The sequence below is a fragment of the Streptomyces capillispiralis genome (assembly GCF_007829875.1).
Taxonomy (GTDB): domain Bacteria; phylum Actinomycetota; class Actinomycetes; order Streptomycetales; family Streptomycetaceae; genus Streptomyces; species Streptomyces capillispiralis.
Genome location: NZ_VIWV01000001.1, coordinates 3,242,226 through 3,260,009, shown reverse-complemented (window position 1 = coordinate 3,260,009; position 17,784 = coordinate 3,242,226). Strand labels below are relative to the sequence as shown.

Below are 17,784 nucleotides of genomic sequence, written 5' to 3'. Positions count from 1 at the left end.
ATCCGACAAGGAGCCGGGCGCCCGGGGCGCAGTGATTTCACCCAGATCTCGAAAGAGGGCTCCCGCTGCCATGGCGAAGATCCTGAAGTTCGACGAGGACGCCCGTCGCGCCCTCGAGCGCGGCGTCAACAAGCTTGCCGACACGGTCAAGGTGACGATCGGCCCCAAGGGCCGCAACGTCGTCATCGACAAGAAGTTCGGCGCTCCCACCATCACCAACGACGGTGTCACGATCGCCCGCGAGGTCGAGATCGAGGACCCGTACGAGAACCTCGGTGCCCAGCTGGTGAAGGAGGTGGCGACCAAGACCAACGACATCGCGGGTGACGGCACCACCACCGCCACCGTCCTGGCCCAGGCGCTGGTCCGCGAGGGCCTGAAGAACGTCGCCGCCGGTGCCTCCCCGGCCGCCCTGAAGAAGGGCATCGACGCCGCCGTCGCCGCGGTCTCCGAGGACCTGCTCGCCTCGGCCCGCCCGATCGACGAGAAGTCCGACATCGCCGCCGTCGCCGCGCTGTCCGCCCAGGACCAGCAGGTCGGCGAGCTCATCGCCGAGGCGATGGACAAGGTCGGCAAGGACGGTGTCATCACCGTCGAGGAGTCCAACACCTTCGGCCTGGAGCTGGACTTCACCGAGGGCATGGCCTTCGACAAGGGCTACCTGTCGCCGTACTTCGTGACGGACCAGGAGCGCATGGAGGCCGTCCTCGACGACCCGTACATCCTGATCACGCAGGGCAAGATCTCCGCGATCGCCGACCTGCTGCCGCTGCTGGAGAAGGTCATCCAGGCCAACTCCTCCAAGCCGCTGCTGATCATCGCCGAGGACGTCGAGGGCGAGGCCCTGTCGACCCTGGTCGTCAACAAGATCCGCGGCACCTTCAACGCCGTCGCGGTGAAGGCCCCCGGCTTCGGCGACCGCCGCAAGGCGATGCTGCAGGACATGGCCGTCCTCACCGGCGCCACGGTCGTCTCCGAGGAGGTCGGCCTCAAGCTCGACCAGGTCGGCCTGGACGTGCTGGGCTCCGCCCGCCGCGTCACCGTCACCAAGGACGACACCACGATCGTCGACGGCGGCGGCAAGAAGGAGGACGTCGAGGGTCGCGTCGGCCAGATCAAGGCCGAGATCGAGACCACCGACTCCGACTGGGACCGCGAGAAGCTCCAGGAGCGCCTCGCGAAGCTGGCCGGCGGCGTGTGCGTGATCAAGGTCGGCGCCGCCACCGAGGTGGAGCTGAAGGAGAAGAAGCACCGTCTGGAGGACGCCATCTCCGCGACCCGCGCCGCGGTCGAGGAGGGCATCGTCTCCGGTGGTGGCTCCGCGCTGGTCCACGCCGCCAAGGTGCTCGAGGGCGGCCTCGGCAAGACCGGCGACGAGGCCACCGGTGTCGCCGTGGTCCGCCGCGCGGTCGTCGAGCCGCTGCGCTGGATCGCCGAGAACGCCGGCCTGGAGGGTTACGTCATCACCTCCAAGGTCGCCGAGCTCGACAAGGGCCAGGGCTTCAACGCCGCCACCGGCGAGTACGGCGACCTGGTCAAGGCCGGCGTCATCGACCCGGTCAAGGTGACCCGCTCCGCCCTGGAGAACGCCGCCTCCATCGCCTCCCTCCTCCTGACGACCGAGACCCTGGTCGTCGAGAAGAAGGAAGAGGAGGAGCCGGCCGCGGCCGCGGGCCACGGCCACGGCCACGCCCACTGAGCGACCCGCTTCCAGCGGCCCGAAGGCCCGGCCCCCCGAAAGGCACAAAAGGGGGTGCCGGGCCTTCGGCGTGCCGGAACACGGCCCCGGATCACGGAACCGGCGGACCCGGCCACGGCGACCTACCCACAGAGGACGTCGGAGCGAGCGAAGCCAGTCGGAGGTGGGGATGACGACGAGCCAGGTGCTCTACGGGGAACACTCCCGGAACCCCTTGGCGCGGACCGTGGAACTCACCGGGGACCGGCTGCGCAGAGGCGGCAGGACGACACCGCTGGCCGAGCTGAACCTCGGCGCCATGGCCGAAGCGTTCCTGCGGGGCCGCTGGCTCGGCGGAGGCGGCAGCGAACGCCCCCTGCACGCGCTGCCGCAGGGCCCCGGCGCCGTCCCGGTCACCCGCGTCACCGGCACCACCACGCCCCTGAAGGTGCGCCGGGCCGCCGAGTTCGCCCACGCGCTGGGCGAGCTGGCGGTCCGTTGCTGCGGCGGACCCGAGCAGGTGGCCGCTCTCGCCGCGCGGGCGCGGGCGGAGGGCGTACCGCTGTGGATCGCCCGGCGCCACGCCCAGGGTCCCGCGGGACCGGTGGCCGTCGCCGTGGACCGGCGCCTGGTACGCGTCGACGTCTGGGGCCCGCACGCACCCGTCGTACGGCTCAGGGCCCCGAACGGCTTCCTCGGCGAGACCGAGGCCCCGGACGGCGGCCTGGTCATGACCGTCGGTGACGTCCCGGCCCGCCTCGACCTGCGCAAGCGGTTCCGCAAGTCCAAGCGCAGCGTCGAGATCCACCTGCCCGACCGGCACTGGACGCTGCGGCGCGAGACCTCGGTCAGCTCACGGCTGCTGCGCGACGGGCGGGGCGTCGCGGTGCTGGCCCGCCCGGCACGCGGATCCGTCCCCGCACCCGGCACCGTGCTCCTGCCGCTGTGCGACGTCCACCACGAGAGCCCCGACCCCCTGGACGCGGTCATGGCCCACGCGGTCGCCGTGTCCTTCGGCCTCGGGGACACGACGGGCCTGGCCAGGTTCCGCTCCGTGCGCCGCTCGCGCCGGGAGGAGGGCGACGCGGTGTGGGACCTCCCCTGGTTCAGCAACCTCGGCACCGGCCGCGACGACAACGAATCCGGCGGCGGCGACGGCTGGGGCAGCGACGGCGGCGACGGCGGGGACGGCGGCGGGAGCGGGGGAGACGGCGGCGGTGACGGGGGAGGCGGCGGAGGCGGCGGAGGCGACTAGGACTCCAGCCGCCGGACCTCCGTGGATCAGGTGGCGCAGACAGTGTCCGGCAGAGAGCCGGGCAGGCCCCGGCGTTCCTCGTCGGTGAGGCCACGGCCGATCACCTTGCACAGGTGCCGCTTCCACAGGACGGGGTCCAGCCGGGTCAGCGAGAGGGGAGACTTCCCGAACGCGTCGAATGAGGACTCCGGGGCGGGGGAGCCGAACACGGCTGTGCCGTCCCTGGTGGCGGAGACGACGCGCTGGCTCTCGGCGAACTCGTAGGTCTCCCGGTACGACGGATCGTCCGCTTTCAGGAAGGTCACGGAACTGTCGGCGGCCAGGAAGTAGTGGGCGCCACTGGGGTTGCCCGTCGCCCACTCGCCGGGCCGCAGCGGCTTGGGAAAGGCCGCCACTCGACGGGGTGGTTGGCCCGGTTCGACGGACCACAACTCCAGGATGCGTCCCGAGGTCAGTACGGCCATGTAGCGCGTGTCCTTGAGGAAGTACGCGGTGAGGAAGTCGTCGGCGAATTGGATGCGGAACTCTTTCCTCTCCCGGCCTGTTCGCAGATCGACGGCGTGCAGGTCCGGTTCGCCGTCCACGCTGACGGCCAGGAGGTCCGGGTCGCGGTGGGCAGTCACGTAGTAGTCCGGTCGGCTCCGGGAAGTGAGCCGGAGGTCCTTCAGATCGATCGAGGACAGACGACGTCCCTCGCGGGCGTCCCACTGTTCGACGCGGGACCCGACGACCGTCACGAGCCGGTCACCGGGCAGGAATACGAGGTCCACGGGTTCCAGTTCGCCTACGTCACCGGGCGGAGTGAAGAGGTCGTGGGGGTCCTGGTCGACGACGGGCGGCTCGACGGCTGTCCTGAACTCCGATACGCGGCTCAGGGACGGCAGCCGGCGGACCGTCACCCGATTCTTGTCCGACACGTCCGCCATCAGTGTCTCGACGCGGTCGATCGCGATGACCTGCTCCTTGGCCGGCGGTGTTTCGGCTTTCACGGACACCTTGGCCAGGTCGCGGTTGTCGCCCTCGGTCTCCATGACGTGAAGGGAGTCGCCTTTCTCTCCGAGGCGGACCACCATCGCGCGTCCGTCACCGAGCAGTCTCGGCACGCCGTATGCGGTTTCTCCCTCGGCGCTCACCAGAGTTCGTCCGGAGATTGAACTGTCGTCCTTGAAGGCCAGGACAGGCTCCCGTTCGGAGCCGAGCAAGGGTAGTCCCGGAGTGATGTCGAAGCTGGATACGCCAGAAGGAGGTACGAATTCTCGTGGTCGATCGTCGCCGTTGGCGTTGACGATTTCCCAGGTGTCTCTGAGGCCAGTCAGCGCAAACCGGTCGCCCTTGGCGTCAAGGATCGTAGGTCCGCACGAGGTGTAATCGGCTCGGTAACTGCGCAGGACTCGCCGGTCCGCCACTCGTATCGTCTGGTACAGGGCGTTGGTCGAGGACTCGCTGTCCCCTTCATGGCAGGTGATGGCCACGGTTCCGTCACTCGACACACCGCTCTCTTTGCCATCCGTGACCAGGCGTCGCCGCGTACCGGTCCGGATGTCGACCGCGTCCATCATCTCGGTGTAGGACGAGGTGGTCCCCATTGCCATCAACGTGACGTCGTCAGGGCCGAACCAGATGGACTTGATCCCGGGAATGATCTTCGGCAGGTCGTGTCGGCGCCCCGTCTCCAGATCCCAGACACGTACGGGGAACGTCGCGGAATCGGCCGCTGCCTCGACGAGGTAACGGGAAGTACGCGAGAAGTCGATCAGCTTACGCAGGTTGCCCCAATCATCCGACTTGGCCTTCACCGGCGGACCTTTGAGCAGATGTGCGGGCCCCACCGGGTACTTCGCCGTGGGCGTGACATCGTGCCAGACAACAGCCCGGTCCTCGTCGCGCACATACGCGATGCGCCGCCCGTCCAGACTGACCGTAGGTTCCAGGACATTGGGACGGAGGCGGAGGTTGACCTGACGCACCTCGCCCCGCTTCGTACGCAGGAACAGGGTCGCGCGCCGGGTGTCGGAGGTCGCCAGGGTCACCGCGCCGTCCGCGCTCATGGCGACGCCGTCGATCTTTCCCTCGACGCCCGACAGGATCCACGCCTTTTCCTTGAGCGCGGCGTACCGGCGCAGCAACGCGTTGCGGGCTTCCTGGGTCGGGGAGATGTCGTAGCCCGCGATCGCGGCCAGGGCGGCCTGGGCGGGATTGGTGTCGGCCAGCTCGTCCGCCTGCACGGCCAGCGTCCTGGACCGGCCTTCCGCCGCCCGCCTCTCGCTCACCCGGGACTCCTGTACGAAGAACACGGTCAGGGCGGCGATGAGCGCGAAAGCGAGGCCGCCGGCCGTCCAAGCCTGCCGGATGCGCCGCTGCCGGGCACGCTGCTGCTGTTGTATCGCGTGCTGTATTGCGCGTCGCTGATCGTCGGCGAGGCCGAGAAAGCCGTTCTCGGCCGCCGTCAGTTCGTCGGTGCGCCCGGCGAGTCGGCTCTCGAGGGAGACGAGTTGTGCACCCCGCGGCAGGAGCTCGTCGGTACGTCCCGCGTTCTCCCAGCGTTCCCGGTCGTGCTGCAACTCCGCGCGTGCGGCGAGGAAGTCCCGGTCCTCGCGCACCACTTCGGCCAGCGTCGGCCATACCGTGATGAGGGCTTCGTGGGCGAGCTCCACGCTCTCCGGCACTCCCGCCCCGCCGTGGAGGACCAGCAGGCGCTCGTCCTTCCCGGCGAACAGTACGGCCAGGCGCCAGCGCTGCTCGCCGGCCTCGGCCCGGGTCAGTACCCGCCGCAGTGCGGGGGCGCCGCTGCCCGGCACCACTCGTACCAGTCCGGCGAGGAGCCGCCGCGCGTCCGTGTCGGTTGCGCCGGGATCAGGGCTCTCCGAAGTGTCCGTGGAGTCCGGGGAGCCGGTCTCGGCCGCGGACGGGACGTACTTCCGCCAGGCCTCCTCCGCGTGTCTGCGCAGTGCGCCGGAAACGCCGCCGGCCCTCTCGTACGCCTCGACCCTCAGGCGGCCGCCCGACTGTTCCTCCCACAGGTGCCGGAGGACGAAGCCGAGGAGGGGGAGGGCGCCGGGCTCACTGCCGGCGTCCTCGAGGATGCGGCGCGCCAGCCCTGGTTCATAGGAGACACCGGGGACGCGGTCCACGGGGCGGGTGATGACGTCGTGGAGCTGCTCCCGGGTCATCGGGGTCAGCGGCAGGACGGCTCCCCGCTTCAGCACCGGCCCGAGGCGCTCGTGACTGAGGGCGGCGTCGACGAAGTCGGCCCGCAGGGTGAGCAGCACCCGCATCCCGGGGGTGCGCCGGGCGGGGAAGAGCACCGACAGGAGGGCCGTGAGGTCCCCCTCGGGCAGGTCGAGGAGTGCCTCGGCCTGGTCCAGTACGACGAGGAGGTCGGTGGTGGCGCTGCCGGTGAGCCGGTGGACGGTGTCCGCGAGGCCCGCCCCGGTCAGCCAGGTGACGACCCGCTCCACGCTGATGACGCGCGGCGGCCCGAACCGTTCCTGACGGGCCAGTTCGAGGAGTTCGACCGCCAGGGCTTCCACCGGACGGGAGGTGCGGCCGCACTGGACGACCACCACCTCGTGGCCGGCACGGCGCATGACGGGCGCCACCCCGGCGAGGGCGAGGGAGGACTTGCCGCACCCCGAGGGTCCACACAACGTCACCGACGCACGGTCACCGCGCAGTGCGGTGACCACGGTCTCCGTGTCCTCCTCGCGGCCGAAGAAGACCTCCGCGTCCTCCTCGCGGAAGGGTTCCAGGCCGCGGAAGGGCGTCGGGGCCAGGAGCGCCTCGGCAAGGGCGGGGATCTCGTCGGCGAGGGCCCCGAGGTGCAGCATGTACGCCTGCTGGTCGTCCCGTACCGGCTCCGCGGCCACGATCATGCCGACGACGGCGCCGAGGGCGTTGTCCCAGACCGGGCTGCCGCTGAAACCGCCGGTGACACGGACCGTCTGCCCGTCGGCCCGGGACAGCTGCACCCAGCCCTTCCCGGCTGGGCCGAGGAGACTGCCCCGCTGCCACACGGGCCGGTCGGAGCGGCCGGTGAAGCCGACGAGGCGGGACCCGTGCTCCCACAGACGCCGGGACAGGCTGGTCGGCAGTGGCCGCGCCCCCGGTGCCGGACCGAGCAGTCGCAGCACGGCCACATCCCCGCTGCGGTCCTCCCGGATGGGCACCCAGTGCGCCACCTCCGCTTCGAGGCCGTGCCCCGGAACTCCCGGACCGGCTAGGAGCGGCATGTCGACGGTGACACGGGTCCCCGCGAGCACTTCGGTGTCGCGGGGTCTGCCGAGCGCGTCGCACACCACATGGGCGCAGGTGAGGACGAGCCCGTCGCCGAGGAGGAATCCGGTACCGGCGGAGCCACCGTCCCCGTCCCAGAGCCGGACCGTCCCGGCGGCCAGGACGGTGTCGGCGTCCTCGGGTTCGCCGTGCCCGGCTCCGGGCGGAATGCGGCCGGAATCGTCCTGGTCGTGCACGAGGACCTCCTCGGTCGGTGGGGAGAGCTGGAGGGTGCCTGCAGTGCGACAGCGGGCCCCGGCCTGCCCCGCGGGACTCAGCCCTCGGAGGCGGGGCCGACCTCAGGGCCTCGGCCCGCGGACTCCGGGCCGGGTGCGGCTTCCGGCACCGCGTCCGTACCGGCGGGGCTGCTGTGCCAGGTGAGGCTGACGGAGAAGTTGGCCTCCGCGGAGGAGCCCGCGACGAGGACCTTCGCGTCGGCGGAGAGGGACATGCCGAATGCGAGGGTCGCCTCGTCCGGCGGCTGGAGCATGCCACGGCAGCGGCCGACGAAGGCGTCCGCGACCGGCCGTACGACGTCCAGCATCTGTTCCAGGGACTGCTCGGCCCGGGCGACGGTACGACTGCCACGTCCGACGCGCACGATGTCCTCCCCGGCGTCGTTCACCTGCACTCGCACGATCTCGCCGCCGCTCCCCAGCGGCACGTCGACGGTGTACACGGCTTGACCTTCCGACAGCGGCATGACGTCTCCGAATCGGGAACTGAACCTGCACGCCAGTGAGTTGGCGCCTCAAGGGGCGCACAGGGACGTTACCCGGCGGGGCGGCGGCAGTCACGGGGGCCGACCTGGGCGGTGCGTCGCCGCCCCGCACCTGGTCCCAGGGGCGGCCGACCGCTGGAGCCGCCGGTACCCGGCGTTCGGGTCCACCTCGGGCAGGGTCAGCCCCGTCCCGGCGTCCGCCACCGCCGCCCGCCACGACCGCCGGGTGATGTCGTCGAGGAGCCGGTGCCGCGGGACGACGGAGGGGAGGGAAGCGGCGAGGGCGGCGTTCGCCCGATGCCCGGCCCAGGTCCACCGGCGCACGTCACTGTCGCCCCGGCGGGTGACGGCCGTGCCATCGCCGGATGCAAGGCCCGGTACCACTACTGACGGACCAGGTCCTTCCCCGGCTCACCCGCGGACCGGCGCGGCGGGCACCACGGCCCGCACCGTCTTGCCGGGTGCGCCGGGGCGCGGGGTCGTTCCCCACTCCTCGGCCAGGGCGGCGACGAGGAGGAGCCCCCGCCCGCCGTCCTCCCCGCTTCCGGCGTCCCGCGCCTCGGGCAGTCGCTCGCCCCGCGCGTCGCTGACCTCGATGCGGACGCGCCCGCAGTCCTCCCGCCTGAACCGCAGTTCGGCGTCCCGGCCCGGGAACGCGGCCGTGGGTCACGGCGTTGGCGGCCAGCTCGGCCGATCAGTTCGACGGAATCGTGCCTTGCCGAGGGTCCTGGCGATCGTCCTGCACGTGAACGAGTTCGTGTACATCGTGGGCGATCCGTCCTGTCAGTGGGGTCCGTTACGTTCGGGCCATGTCGATCACCGCACAACTGCGCGACTCGGTGAGGCTGCCGGGTGGAGGCGCACTGGTCAACGGATTCGCGCTGGAGAGCCGTAGGGACGGCTCGTGCCGTGCCCTGCTCCGCAACGGGCACGAGCTGGAGGTTCATGATCTTCGAGAGCTGTTCGCGGGGGAGCGCGCACCGACGAGCGTCTTCCCCCTTCCCTGGCCCCGGTGGGACCACGGCGTCCACTCGGTGAGCCCCGACGGCACGTTCGCGGTGTTCTCGGGGCAGCGCGCGGTCCGGGCCATGGGCCGGGGCGGGGAGACGCTGTGGGAGTACCGGCACGGCTGCTGGGGCCCCGAGCTCGGTCACCCGCACACGGGGGACGAGCAGGAGGTGTGCCGTGGTCTGGAGCACGGCTCCTGCCGGGTCTCGGACGACGGCCGGCTGGTCTGGGCGCATGTCGTGGCCGAGCCGGAGCCGGGTGGCTGGGAGGAGCGCTGGGTCGTCCTGGACGCCCGGGACGGACGGGAGCTGGCGAGCCTGCCGCTGGACAGCGCGGCGGCCGGTTCGAACCACCTCTCCCACCCCGACGGGGTCCACATGGGCCTGAGTATCGGCATGGGCCAGGACGGCATCCTGCTGTACTGGGCGCGCTGGGACGGCGAGAAGCTGACGAGCTGGGACCTGAACGAGGGCCTGGACCGCATTCTGATGGACGTCCACGCGGGACACCCGGGCTTCCTGACGGTCGAGCACTACGGGGCGGACCTGCGACTGCACGCCCTGGACGGCACGGTGACCGCCGAGCAGGAACCCGAGTCCGCCGCCGACGAGGACGACGAGGACGACGAGACCTACTGGGACTACGGCTGCGGATTCGTCGACGCCGCCACCGTCATCGCCTCGACGGTCGACTCCGACGAGGAGCCGGAGCAGGCCCGCCACTGGCTGCTCGACGCCCGCACCCTGCGGATACGCGGGGTGGTCGCCTATCCGCAGGGTCCCGTCGACAGCTATGTGCGCCCGCTCGGCGACGGGACCTGGCTGACGTACGACGAGGACAGCTCCACGCTCAGCCGTTGGACGCTCGCGCCTTGCGTCTGACGGCGACCGAGGGGCCCCGGGGAGCGCTGCGTGCTCCCCGCAGCCCTTCACCCTTCTCGCGCACCGTTCACAGTTCCGTCGGCTCCAGCGCCCCCAGTTGGGACATCAGCCCCAGCCGGTCGTACTGCCACCAGCCCTCGACGATCTTGCCGTTGGAGCCGAAGCGGAAGATGGTCGTACCCGTGGTGGAGACCTTCTTCCCCGTCGGCGGGATGCCGAGGAAGTCGCCCTTGTGGGTCCCCTCCCAGCTCCACCGCGTGCACACCCGGTCCCCCTGGGCGATCTGGTCCTCGACGCGGACCGAGAAGTCGAAGCCGCCGCGCCACACGTCCATCTCGCGCCGCAGGTGGTCCAGGCCGATGACGTCCTGCTCGTTGGCCGGGTCGTGGTCGTGGTAGTGCTCCTCGACCAGGCCCGTCATCGGTGACAGGTCGTCCTCGGTGGCCAGCACCTCGAAGAACCGCCGCGCGGCGTCCGTGTTCAGCTGGGCGTCCCGCGTCACCTCCAGATCGGTGAACGTGGGCATCTCGTCGCAGAGCGCCACCATCTCCCGGAAGATCCGGTCGGTCTCCGGCAGCTGCGAGTTGCGCATCGCCTCCTCGTACGAGGGGAACTCCACGATCTCGACGACGTGCGAGGCGTCCGAGCGGTCCTTGCCGACCACCGCGTGCGTCGCCGTCCGCTTCCCCTTGGTCTGCTCGACCCACCGGTCCATGAGCCGATCCATCTCCTCGAACCGGCTGGTCCTGCAGTCGATGAGCTGTACGAAGGTCATGACGCCACCTCCGGCCCTCCTGGTCCGGGTCCTGTCAGCACCCATTCTGCTCCGGGGCGCGGACCCCGGCCCGCTGTGGAGGGGGCCGGCGCCGGGCCGTCACTGGGGCCCGTACTTGCGTCCCGTCCGGGAGGAGATGCCGCCCAGCAGCCCGCGCGGGACCAGCTTCGCCGCCCCCATCAGCGCCTTGTACCGCGGGTCGGGGATCGACAGCGACTTGCCCCGGGCCAGGTCCGCGAGCGCCGCCGCGGCGACCTTGTCCGCGTCCAGCCACATCCAGTCCGGGATGTTGTCCGTCCCCATACCGGCCCGGTCGTGGAACTCGGTGCGCACGAAACCGGGGCACAGCGCCATCAGCCGTACGCCGCTGTCCGCGAGGTCCCGGGCCGCGCCCTGCGTGAACTGCACGACCCACGCCTTGGACGCCCCGTACGTACCGCGCGGCACGAACGCCGCCACCGAGGCGACGTTGACGACACCGCCGCGGCCGCGCTCCCGCATCGCCTCCGCCGCCGCCGACGTCAGCCGGAGCACCGCCTCGCAGTGCACCTTGAGCATCCTCAGCTCGTCGGCCATGGGGACGGCGAGATAACGGCCCTTGTTGCCGAAACCGGCGTTGTTGACCAGCAGATCGACGGGGTTCCTGCGGTCACCGAGCCGTTCGGCCACCGACTCGATGCCCTTGTCGTCCGCCAGGTCGGCGGTCAGCACCTCCGCCTCGATGCCGTGGCGGTCGTGCAGCTCGGTGGCCTGTTCGCGCAGCCGGCCGGTGTCGCGGGCCACCAGCACCAGGTCGTGTCCGTCGGCCGCCAGCCGCCGCGCGAACGCGGCACCGATCCCAGCCGTCGATCCCGTAATCAGAGCCGTTGTCATGGCGCAAGAGTAGTTACCCGGAGCCGAAGCATCCGCTCACGTCCAGGGCCGTCAGGCCGGCGAGCCCGCACCGTACTTCTCCACGTACGTCCGTGCCGTCGCCACCGCCTCCGGATGCAGCGCCTCGCCCGCCTCCAGCAGCCGGGGCAGCAGCGTCCGCTCGGTCGTCACCGCGCGGAACTGCAGGGCGACCGTCACCTCGTGGTCCGGCCGGTGCACGACCCGGACCGCGTCACCCGCGCGGATCTCACCGGGCCGGATCACCCGCAGATACGCACCCGGCGCACCCCGCTCCGTGAACCGCTTCACCCAGCCCTTCTCACCCATGTGGCCCTGGAAGGTGCGGCAGGGGATACGCCCGGAGGTGATCTCCAGCAGCACCTCGGGCCCGACGGCCCAGCGCTCACCGATCAGGGCGCCGGACACGTCGATCCCCTCCGTGGTGAGGTTCTCGCCGAACGAGCCGTTCGCCAGCGTGCGCCCCAGCGTGCGCTCCCACGCGTCGAGGTCCTCGCGGGCGACGGCGTACACCGCCTGGTCGTTCCCGCCGTGGTGCCGGGTCTCGCACACGGCGTCCCCGTCCAGACCGCTCGCACCGAACCCCTTCGGGCCCGGCGCCGCCACCCGCACCGGCCCGTCCACGGGCCGCTTGTCGATGCCGGTCACCCCGTCACGGTGGTCCGTGTACGGCACCACCTCGGGCCGCCCCAGGTTCACAGACAGAAGCTTCATGCGTCGCACGGTAGGCGATGGAGATCAAAGCGTCGACGCATTATTCGCCTTCGCACCAAAGGACGACTTATCCTTGGGGTGTGATCGAAGCTCGTCATCTCCGCGTGCTGCGCGCCGTGGCCACCACCGGTTCCTTCTCCGCTGCGGCCCGGGAGCTGGGCTGCACCCAGCCCGCGGTGAGCCAGCAGATGAAGGCGCTGGAGGCGTCCGTCGGCACCCCCCTGCTCATCCGCAGCGGCCGCGAGATGCGTCTGACGCAGGCCGGAGAGGCGCTGGTGAGGCACGCCGCCGGGATCATCGCCGGGCTCACCGCCGCCGAGGAGGAGGTCGCCGCCATCGCCGGGCTGCGCGCGGGCCGGGTCCGCCTCGTCTCCTTCCCCAGCGGCAGCTCCACGCTCGTCCCGACCGCCCTCGCCGCCCTGCGCGACGCCCACCCGGGCACCAGGGTCTCCCTGGAGGAGGCCGAACCGCCCCGCTCCGTGGAGATGCTGCGCGAGGGCGACTGCGACGTGGCCCTCGCCTTCCGGTACGAGGGGGCGGCGGGCGCCGAGGAATGGGACGACCTCGTCGTACGGCCGCTGCTGACGGACCGGCTCGTGGGGCTCGTACCGGAGCGGCACCGGCTCGCCCGCGCGGAGTCCGTCGCCATCGGTGATTTCGCCGACGAACCCTGGATCGCCGGCTGTCCGCGCTGCCGGGGCCAGCTGGTCGAGGTGTGCGAGGCGGCCGGTTTCACCCCGCGCATCGACTTCGCGACCGACGACTATCCGGCGGTGGCCGGGCTGGTCGGCGCAGGACTCGGGGTCGCGGTCCTGCCCCAGCTGGCCATCGAGTCCGTACGCCCCCGGGGTGTGCGCACCGTGGTGCTGGAGCCCGCGGTGCGGCGGGAGATCGTCGCGCTCACGCTCCCGGACCTCGCCCAGGTGCCGGCGGTCACCGCGACGCTGGAGAAGCTGGCGACGGTCACCGCCCGCTGAACCGCACGTATGACGGTCGGCGGCGGCAAGGGCACGCGTACGTGCCCTTGTTCTGTCCTTACCTCCTGAAGAAACGTTCCTTCAGTTGTTCGAAGCGGCGTGCCCGGCGGCGGCCGATGCCGACACCAGCCGGTTGCGCGCCCGCCCCATCAGCTCTTCGCGCTCGTCCTCGGTCAGCCCGCCCCACACGCCGTACGGCTCACGTACCGCCAGCGCGTGCGCGGCGCACTCGGCGCGTACCGGGCACCTCATGCAGACCTCTTTGGCCGAGTTCTCGCGAGCGCTCCGAGCCGCACCACGCTCGCCCTCGGGGTGGAAGAAGAGCGAGCTGTCCACCCCGCGGCAGGCAGCCAGGAGCTGCCAGTCCCACAGGTCCGCGTTCGGTCCGGGAAGGCGGGAGAAATCTGCCATTGCGTGACCCCTTGTAGCCGTTCTGGGCGGATCCGGTGTCCACGACCGTACAACTACGATCCAAGGAGATGAAAATATGACTCATTGCGAATCTAGCCCCGGACACCAACAAAGGGGAAGAAAAGGGGCTGAATGGGGCACGGGTTGTGATGAAAGTTCGGGGGCCCGTCGCGCATGTCTGCACCGTGTCCGTCTCCTCACGTAGAGTGCCGAAGATGGCAGACGGCCCCGTAACTCTTTCGAGTGACCGTCGTTGAGAGTGCGAGGCGGTTGAAGGAACAAGCGCTCGGGCGGGCGTCCGAGACGGTCGACCGCACAGGTGACGATTTCGTACCAGCCTGGAGGCTCAAGGTGACGCGCATCAGCTGCGGAGGGCGGCCATGACTTCCGTCCTCGTCTGCGACGACTCCCCGCTTGCCCGAGAGGCGCTCCGCCGCGCGGTCGCGACCGTGCCCGGCGTCGAGCGCGTGACGACGGCTGCCAACGGCGAGGAAGTCCTCCGCCGCTGGGGTGCCGACCGCTCGGACCTGATTCTGATGGACGTACGCATGCCCGGTCTGGGCGGCGTCGAGACGGTGCGGCGGCTGCTGTCCGCCGACCCCGGTGCGCGCATCATCATGCTCACCGTCGCCGAGGACCTCGACGGGGTGGCCCTCGCGGTGGCCGCCGGTGCCCGTGGCTACCTGCACAAGGACGCCTCCCGCGCGGAGCTGCGGGCCACGGTCACACAGGCGCTCGCCGACCCGACCTGGCGGCTCGCCCCGCGCCGGCTGCGCTCGGCGGAGATGGGCGCCGCGCCCACGCTCACCGCGCGTGAGATCCAGGTCCTCGAAGGCATGAGCCACGGCCGTTCCAACGCCGAGATCGGGCGCGAGCTGTTCCTCTCCGAGGACACCGTCAAGACGCACGCCCGGCGGCTCTTCAAGAAGCTCGGCGCGTCGGACCGGGCCCACGCGGTGGCGCTGGGCTTCCGGTGGGGCCTCGTGCGCTAGGGCCTTGCGTGTGGATCACGCCGGATCGGGCGCAGCGCCCGGATCCGTCACCGAACCCCGCGAGACGCCGACACGCTCGGCGGGGCGGGGGCCGGGTACGGAGCCGGGATCCGCGCATCCGGCCTGATCCGGACGAGAGGCCCCGCGCCCGTCCGTCGTCCGGCCGGACCGCCCCGGCGCGCGGCATCATCGAGCGGCGGCCGGCGAGCGGGGGCCCGCCCTGGCGAGGTCGGCCCACGGGCGGCGGCACGCGAAGGCCCCCACCGGGGCCGTCCCGGCACGGGGCCCAGCCGCGTGCGTACCGCGCCGCGGGCCGGATTCGTCCGGGTCTCCGGTTACGGCATCACCCCTGGCTCGGCAGCGCGTGCGCCGGGCCGCTGAGGGGTCGCCGGGCTGGTGGGGCGTGCACTCGACCCGCAACGGATCGTCGGCCGGGTGGGGCATGCGCCCGGCCGGAGTGGGCACCGGCGCCCGACGGCACGACAGGCACGACAGGCACGACAGGCACGACAGGCACGACAGGCACGACAGGCGCGCGAGGGGCGCGAGGGGCGTCCCGCGGCACGACGGGCGCGCGAGGGGCGCCAGGCGTGCGGCGTCGGGTACGCACCTCACCGCACGGCCTCGGACCGGGCCCCACGACAGGCCCCGGGGCCGGCCGAATCCGCCGCGCGACGGACCCGGAAACCCCCGCCCACCAGGGCAGCGAAGGCCGCTGTCAGGTACCCGCTGCTCGTTTCGCCGAGGATGCCGCATCCTTGAGGGTGTGGAGTTCCTCGGGGACGAGTCGGTCGAGCGGAAGGGGAGGGCGCAGGGGATGAGTTCCGGCGCACCTGCTCATAACGCTTCAGTGCACAACCAGGGACACGGTGCCGCGGACCCGTCGTCCGCAAGGCACCATGGACCGATGCGCGACGACGAGGCGGGCACTGCCCAAGGGGCGATCGGTGCGCTCGTCCATCGCGCCGTCGACGGAGACGAGCAGGCCACGCACGATCTGCTCGCCCACGTCCACCCCCTCGCCCTGCGCTACTGCCGCACCCGCCTGTCCCGGCTCCCCGGCGACGCCCGGCACTTCGTCGAGGACCTCGCCCAGGAAGTCTGCGTCGCGGTGCTCCTCGCCCTGCCCCGCTACAAGGACACCGGCCGGCCCTTCGAGGCGTTCATCTTCGCCATCGCCTCCCACAAGGTCGCCGACCTGCAGCGCGCGGCCATGCGCCACCCCGGATCCACCGCCGTGCCCTCCGACGAGATGCCCGAGCGCCCCGACGACTCCCTCGGCCCGGAGGAGCGCGCCCTGCTCAGCAGCGACGCCGAATGGGCCAAGAAACTCCTCGCCAACCTGCCCGAGAACCAGCGCGAGCTGATCCTGCTGCGCATCGCCGTGGGGCTCACCGCGGAGGAGACTGGACAGATGTTGGGAATGTCACCCGGCGCCGTCCGGGTGGCGCAGCACCGTGCGCTGAGCCGGCTGCGCGCCCTGGCGGAGCAGTAACGCCCGCCGCCGCGCCGCCCCTTCGGCGGATGAACGGACGCCCAGGCGTCTCCGTACGAACATACGAAGCCCGGAGCCGTGCGCAACCGTGGAATGAGACACCCGCGCTTCCCGTTAGCATGGACATCCGCACCGATCAAGGCCATTTGGGGAAGGTGTCATGACTGCCAACGTCGACGGAGTGCCCGGTAAATTCGCGACACTCGGGCTGACCTACGACGACGTGCTGCTGCTGCCGGGCCCGTCGGACATGGCACCCGACGAGATCGACACCGCCTCGTACGTCTCCAAGAACGTGCGGGTCAACATCCCGCTGCTGTCCGCCGCCATGGACAAGGTCACCGAGTCGCGCATGGCGATCGCGATGGCCCGCCAGGGCGGCGTCGGCGTCCTGCACCGCAACCTGTCCATCGAGGACCAGGCCAACCAGGTCGACCTGGTGAAGCGCTCCGAGTCCGGCATGGTCACGGACCCCATCACCATCCACCCGGACGCCACGCTCGCCGAGGCAGACGCCCTGTGCGCCAAGTTCCGCATCAGCGGCGTCCCGGTCACCGACGGCAACAAGAAGCTGCTCGGCATCGTCACCAACCGCGACATGGCCTTCGAGACCGACCGCACCCGTCAGGTGCGCGAGGTCATGACGCCGATGCCGCTGGTCACCGGCAAGGTCGGCATCTCCGGCGCCGAGGCCATGGAGCTGCTGCGCCGGCACAAGATCGAGAAGCTTCCGCTGGTCGACGACGGCGGTGTCCTCAAGGGCCTGATCACGGTCAAGGACTTCGTGAAGGCCGAGAAGTACCCGAACGCCGCCAAGGACGCCGAGGGACGGCTGCTGGTCGGCGCGGCGGTCGGTGTCGCCGGTGACGCCTTCGAGCGCGCCCAGGCGCTGATCGAGGCGGGCGTCGACTTCATCGTCGTCGACACCGCGCACGGCCACTCCCGGCTGGTCGGCGACATGGTCGCCAAGATCAAGTCGAACTCCTCCGGCGTCGACGTCATCGGCGGCAACGTCGCCACGCGCGACGGCGCCCAGGCCCTCGTCGACGCGGGCTGCGACGGCATCAAGGTCGGCGTCGGACCCGGCTCCATCTGCACCACGCGTGTCGTCGCCGGTGTCGGCGTCCCGCAGGTCACCGCCATCTACGAGGCCGCGCTCGCCGCCAAGGCGGCCGGTGTCCCGGTCATCGGCGACGGCGGACTGCAGTACTCCGGTGACATCGCCAAGGCCCTCGTCGCCGGCGCGGACACGGTGATGCTGGGCTCGCTGCTCGCGGGCTGCGAGGAGTCGCCGGGCGAGCTGATGTTCATCAACGGCAAGCAGTTCAAGTCGTACCGCGGCATGGGCTCGCTCGGCGCCATGCAGACCCGCGGCGACCGCAAGTCGTTCTCCAAGGACCGCTACTTCCAGGAGGGCGTCGCCTCCGACGAGCAGCTCGTCCCCGAGGGCATCGAGGGCCAGGTGCCCTACCGGGGCCCGCTCTCCTCGGTCGTCCACCAGCTGGTCGGCGGCCTGCGCCAGTCGATGTTCTACGTCGGCGGCCAGACCGTGCCCCAGCTCCAGGACAACGGGCGCTTCGTACGGATCACCTCGGCGGGCCTCAAGGAGAGCCACCCGCACGACATCCAGATGACGGTCGAGGCACCGAACTACAGCCGCAAGTAGCCGTAAGAGCCTTCCTGGGCGGTCCCGGACACCTCCGGGACCGCCCTC

General features: G+C 71.3%; 13 protein-coding genes. 7 read left to right on the top strand and 6 right to left on the bottom strand.

From position 1 onward, the window contains the following. Nucleotides 1-70 precede the first annotated feature (70 nt). Both groL and FHX78_RS13485 read left to right on the top strand, forming a co-directional pair. Nucleotides 71-1,699, top strand: coding sequence for a chaperonin GroEL (gene groL / locus FHX78_RS13490; RefSeq protein WP_145867702.1), 1,629 nt, complete (start codon nucleotides 71-73; stop codon nucleotides 1,697-1,699). 169 nt (nucleotides 1,700-1,868) lie between these two features. Then, nucleotides 1,869-2,933, top strand: coding sequence for a hypothetical protein (locus tag FHX78_RS13485; RefSeq protein ID WP_145867701.1), 1,065 nt, complete (start codon nucleotides 1,869-1,871; stop codon nucleotides 2,931-2,933). A gap of 26 nt (nucleotides 2,934-2,959) precedes the next feature. On the opposite strand, the gene FHX78_RS13480 is transcribed toward FHX78_RS13485, so the two are convergent. Both FHX78_RS13480 and FHX78_RS13475 read right to left on the bottom strand, forming a co-directional pair. Then, nucleotides 2,960-7,402 (bottom strand): nSTAND1 domain-containing NTPase, encoded by a 4,443-nt coding sequence (locus FHX78_RS13480; RefSeq protein WP_229923835.1) that lies wholly within the window; start codon nucleotides 7,400-7,402, stop codon nucleotides 2,960-2,962. Between the two features lie 77 nt (nucleotides 7,403-7,479). Next, nucleotides 7,480-7,884 (bottom strand): CU044_2847 family protein, encoded by a 405-nt coding sequence (locus tag FHX78_RS13475; protein WP_229923836.1) that lies wholly within the window; start codon nucleotides 7,882-7,884, stop codon nucleotides 7,480-7,482. A gap of 851 nt (nucleotides 7,885-8,735) precedes the next feature. Between FHX78_RS13475 and FHX78_RS13470 the strand changes: the two genes are divergently transcribed. After that, a complete protein-coding gene (locus tag FHX78_RS13470) occupies nucleotides 8,736-9,815 on the top strand; it encodes a hypothetical protein (protein WP_145867700.1) in 1,080 nt (359 codons plus the stop codon). Between the two features lie 67 nt (nucleotides 9,816-9,882). Here FHX78_RS13470 and FHX78_RS13465 read toward each other — a convergent pair whose 3' ends face one another. The 3 genes from FHX78_RS13465 to FHX78_RS13455 form a co-directional block, all read right to left on the bottom strand. Beyond that, complete coding sequence (locus FHX78_RS13465; protein WP_145867699.1) at nucleotides 9,883-10,590, bottom strand: ester cyclase; 708 nt, start codon at nucleotides 10,588-10,590, stop codon at nucleotides 9,883-9,885. Between the two features lie 99 nt (nucleotides 10,591-10,689). Beyond that, nucleotides 10,690-11,463 carry an SDR family NAD(P)-dependent oxidoreductase gene (locus tag FHX78_RS13460; RefSeq protein WP_145867698.1) on the bottom strand — a complete coding sequence of 258 codons (774 nt, stop codon included), beginning with the start codon at nucleotides 11,461-11,463 and terminating at the stop codon, nucleotides 10,690-10,692. A gap of 51 nt (nucleotides 11,464-11,514) precedes the next feature. Next, nucleotides 11,515-12,195, bottom strand: coding sequence for an MOSC domain-containing protein (locus tag FHX78_RS13455; RefSeq protein ID WP_145867697.1), 681 nt, complete (start codon nucleotides 12,193-12,195; stop codon nucleotides 11,515-11,517). Between the two features lie 80 nt (nucleotides 12,196-12,275). Between FHX78_RS13455 and FHX78_RS13450 the strand changes: the two genes are divergently transcribed. Further along, nucleotides 12,276-13,172: a LysR family transcriptional regulator gene (locus tag FHX78_RS13450; protein WP_145867696.1), complete on the top strand. Its 897-nt coding sequence runs from the start codon at nucleotides 12,276-12,278 to the stop codon at nucleotides 13,170-13,172. 81 nt (nucleotides 13,173-13,253) lie between these two features. Here FHX78_RS13450 and FHX78_RS13445 read toward each other — a convergent pair whose 3' ends face one another. Continuing rightward, nucleotides 13,254-13,583 (bottom strand): WhiB family transcriptional regulator, encoded by a 330-nt coding sequence (locus FHX78_RS13445; RefSeq protein ID WP_145867695.1) that lies wholly within the window; start codon nucleotides 13,581-13,583, stop codon nucleotides 13,254-13,256. A gap of 380 nt (nucleotides 13,584-13,963) precedes the next feature. On the opposite strand from FHX78_RS13445, the gene FHX78_RS13440 reads away from it, so the two are divergent. From FHX78_RS13440 to guaB, 3 genes are all read left to right on the top strand, one after another. Then, on the top strand, nucleotides 13,964-14,575 hold the full coding sequence (locus FHX78_RS13440) for a response regulator transcription factor (RefSeq protein ID WP_003948568.1): 612 nt from the start codon (nucleotides 13,964-13,966) through the stop codon (nucleotides 14,573-14,575). 907 nt (nucleotides 14,576-15,482) lie between these two features. Then, nucleotides 15,483-16,070 carry a sigma-70 family RNA polymerase sigma factor gene (locus tag FHX78_RS13435; protein WP_145867694.1) on the top strand — a complete coding sequence of 196 codons (588 nt, stop codon included), beginning with the start codon at nucleotides 15,483-15,485 and terminating at the stop codon, nucleotides 16,068-16,070. 160 nt (nucleotides 16,071-16,230) lie between these two features. Then, the gene (gene guaB, locus FHX78_RS13430) at nucleotides 16,231-17,736 is read left to right on the top strand and encodes an IMP dehydrogenase (protein WP_145867693.1); all 1,506 of its coding nucleotides are present in this window, start codon (nucleotides 16,231-16,233) and stop codon (nucleotides 17,734-17,736) included. The last annotated feature ends 48 nt before the right edge of the window (nucleotides 17,737-17,784 follow it).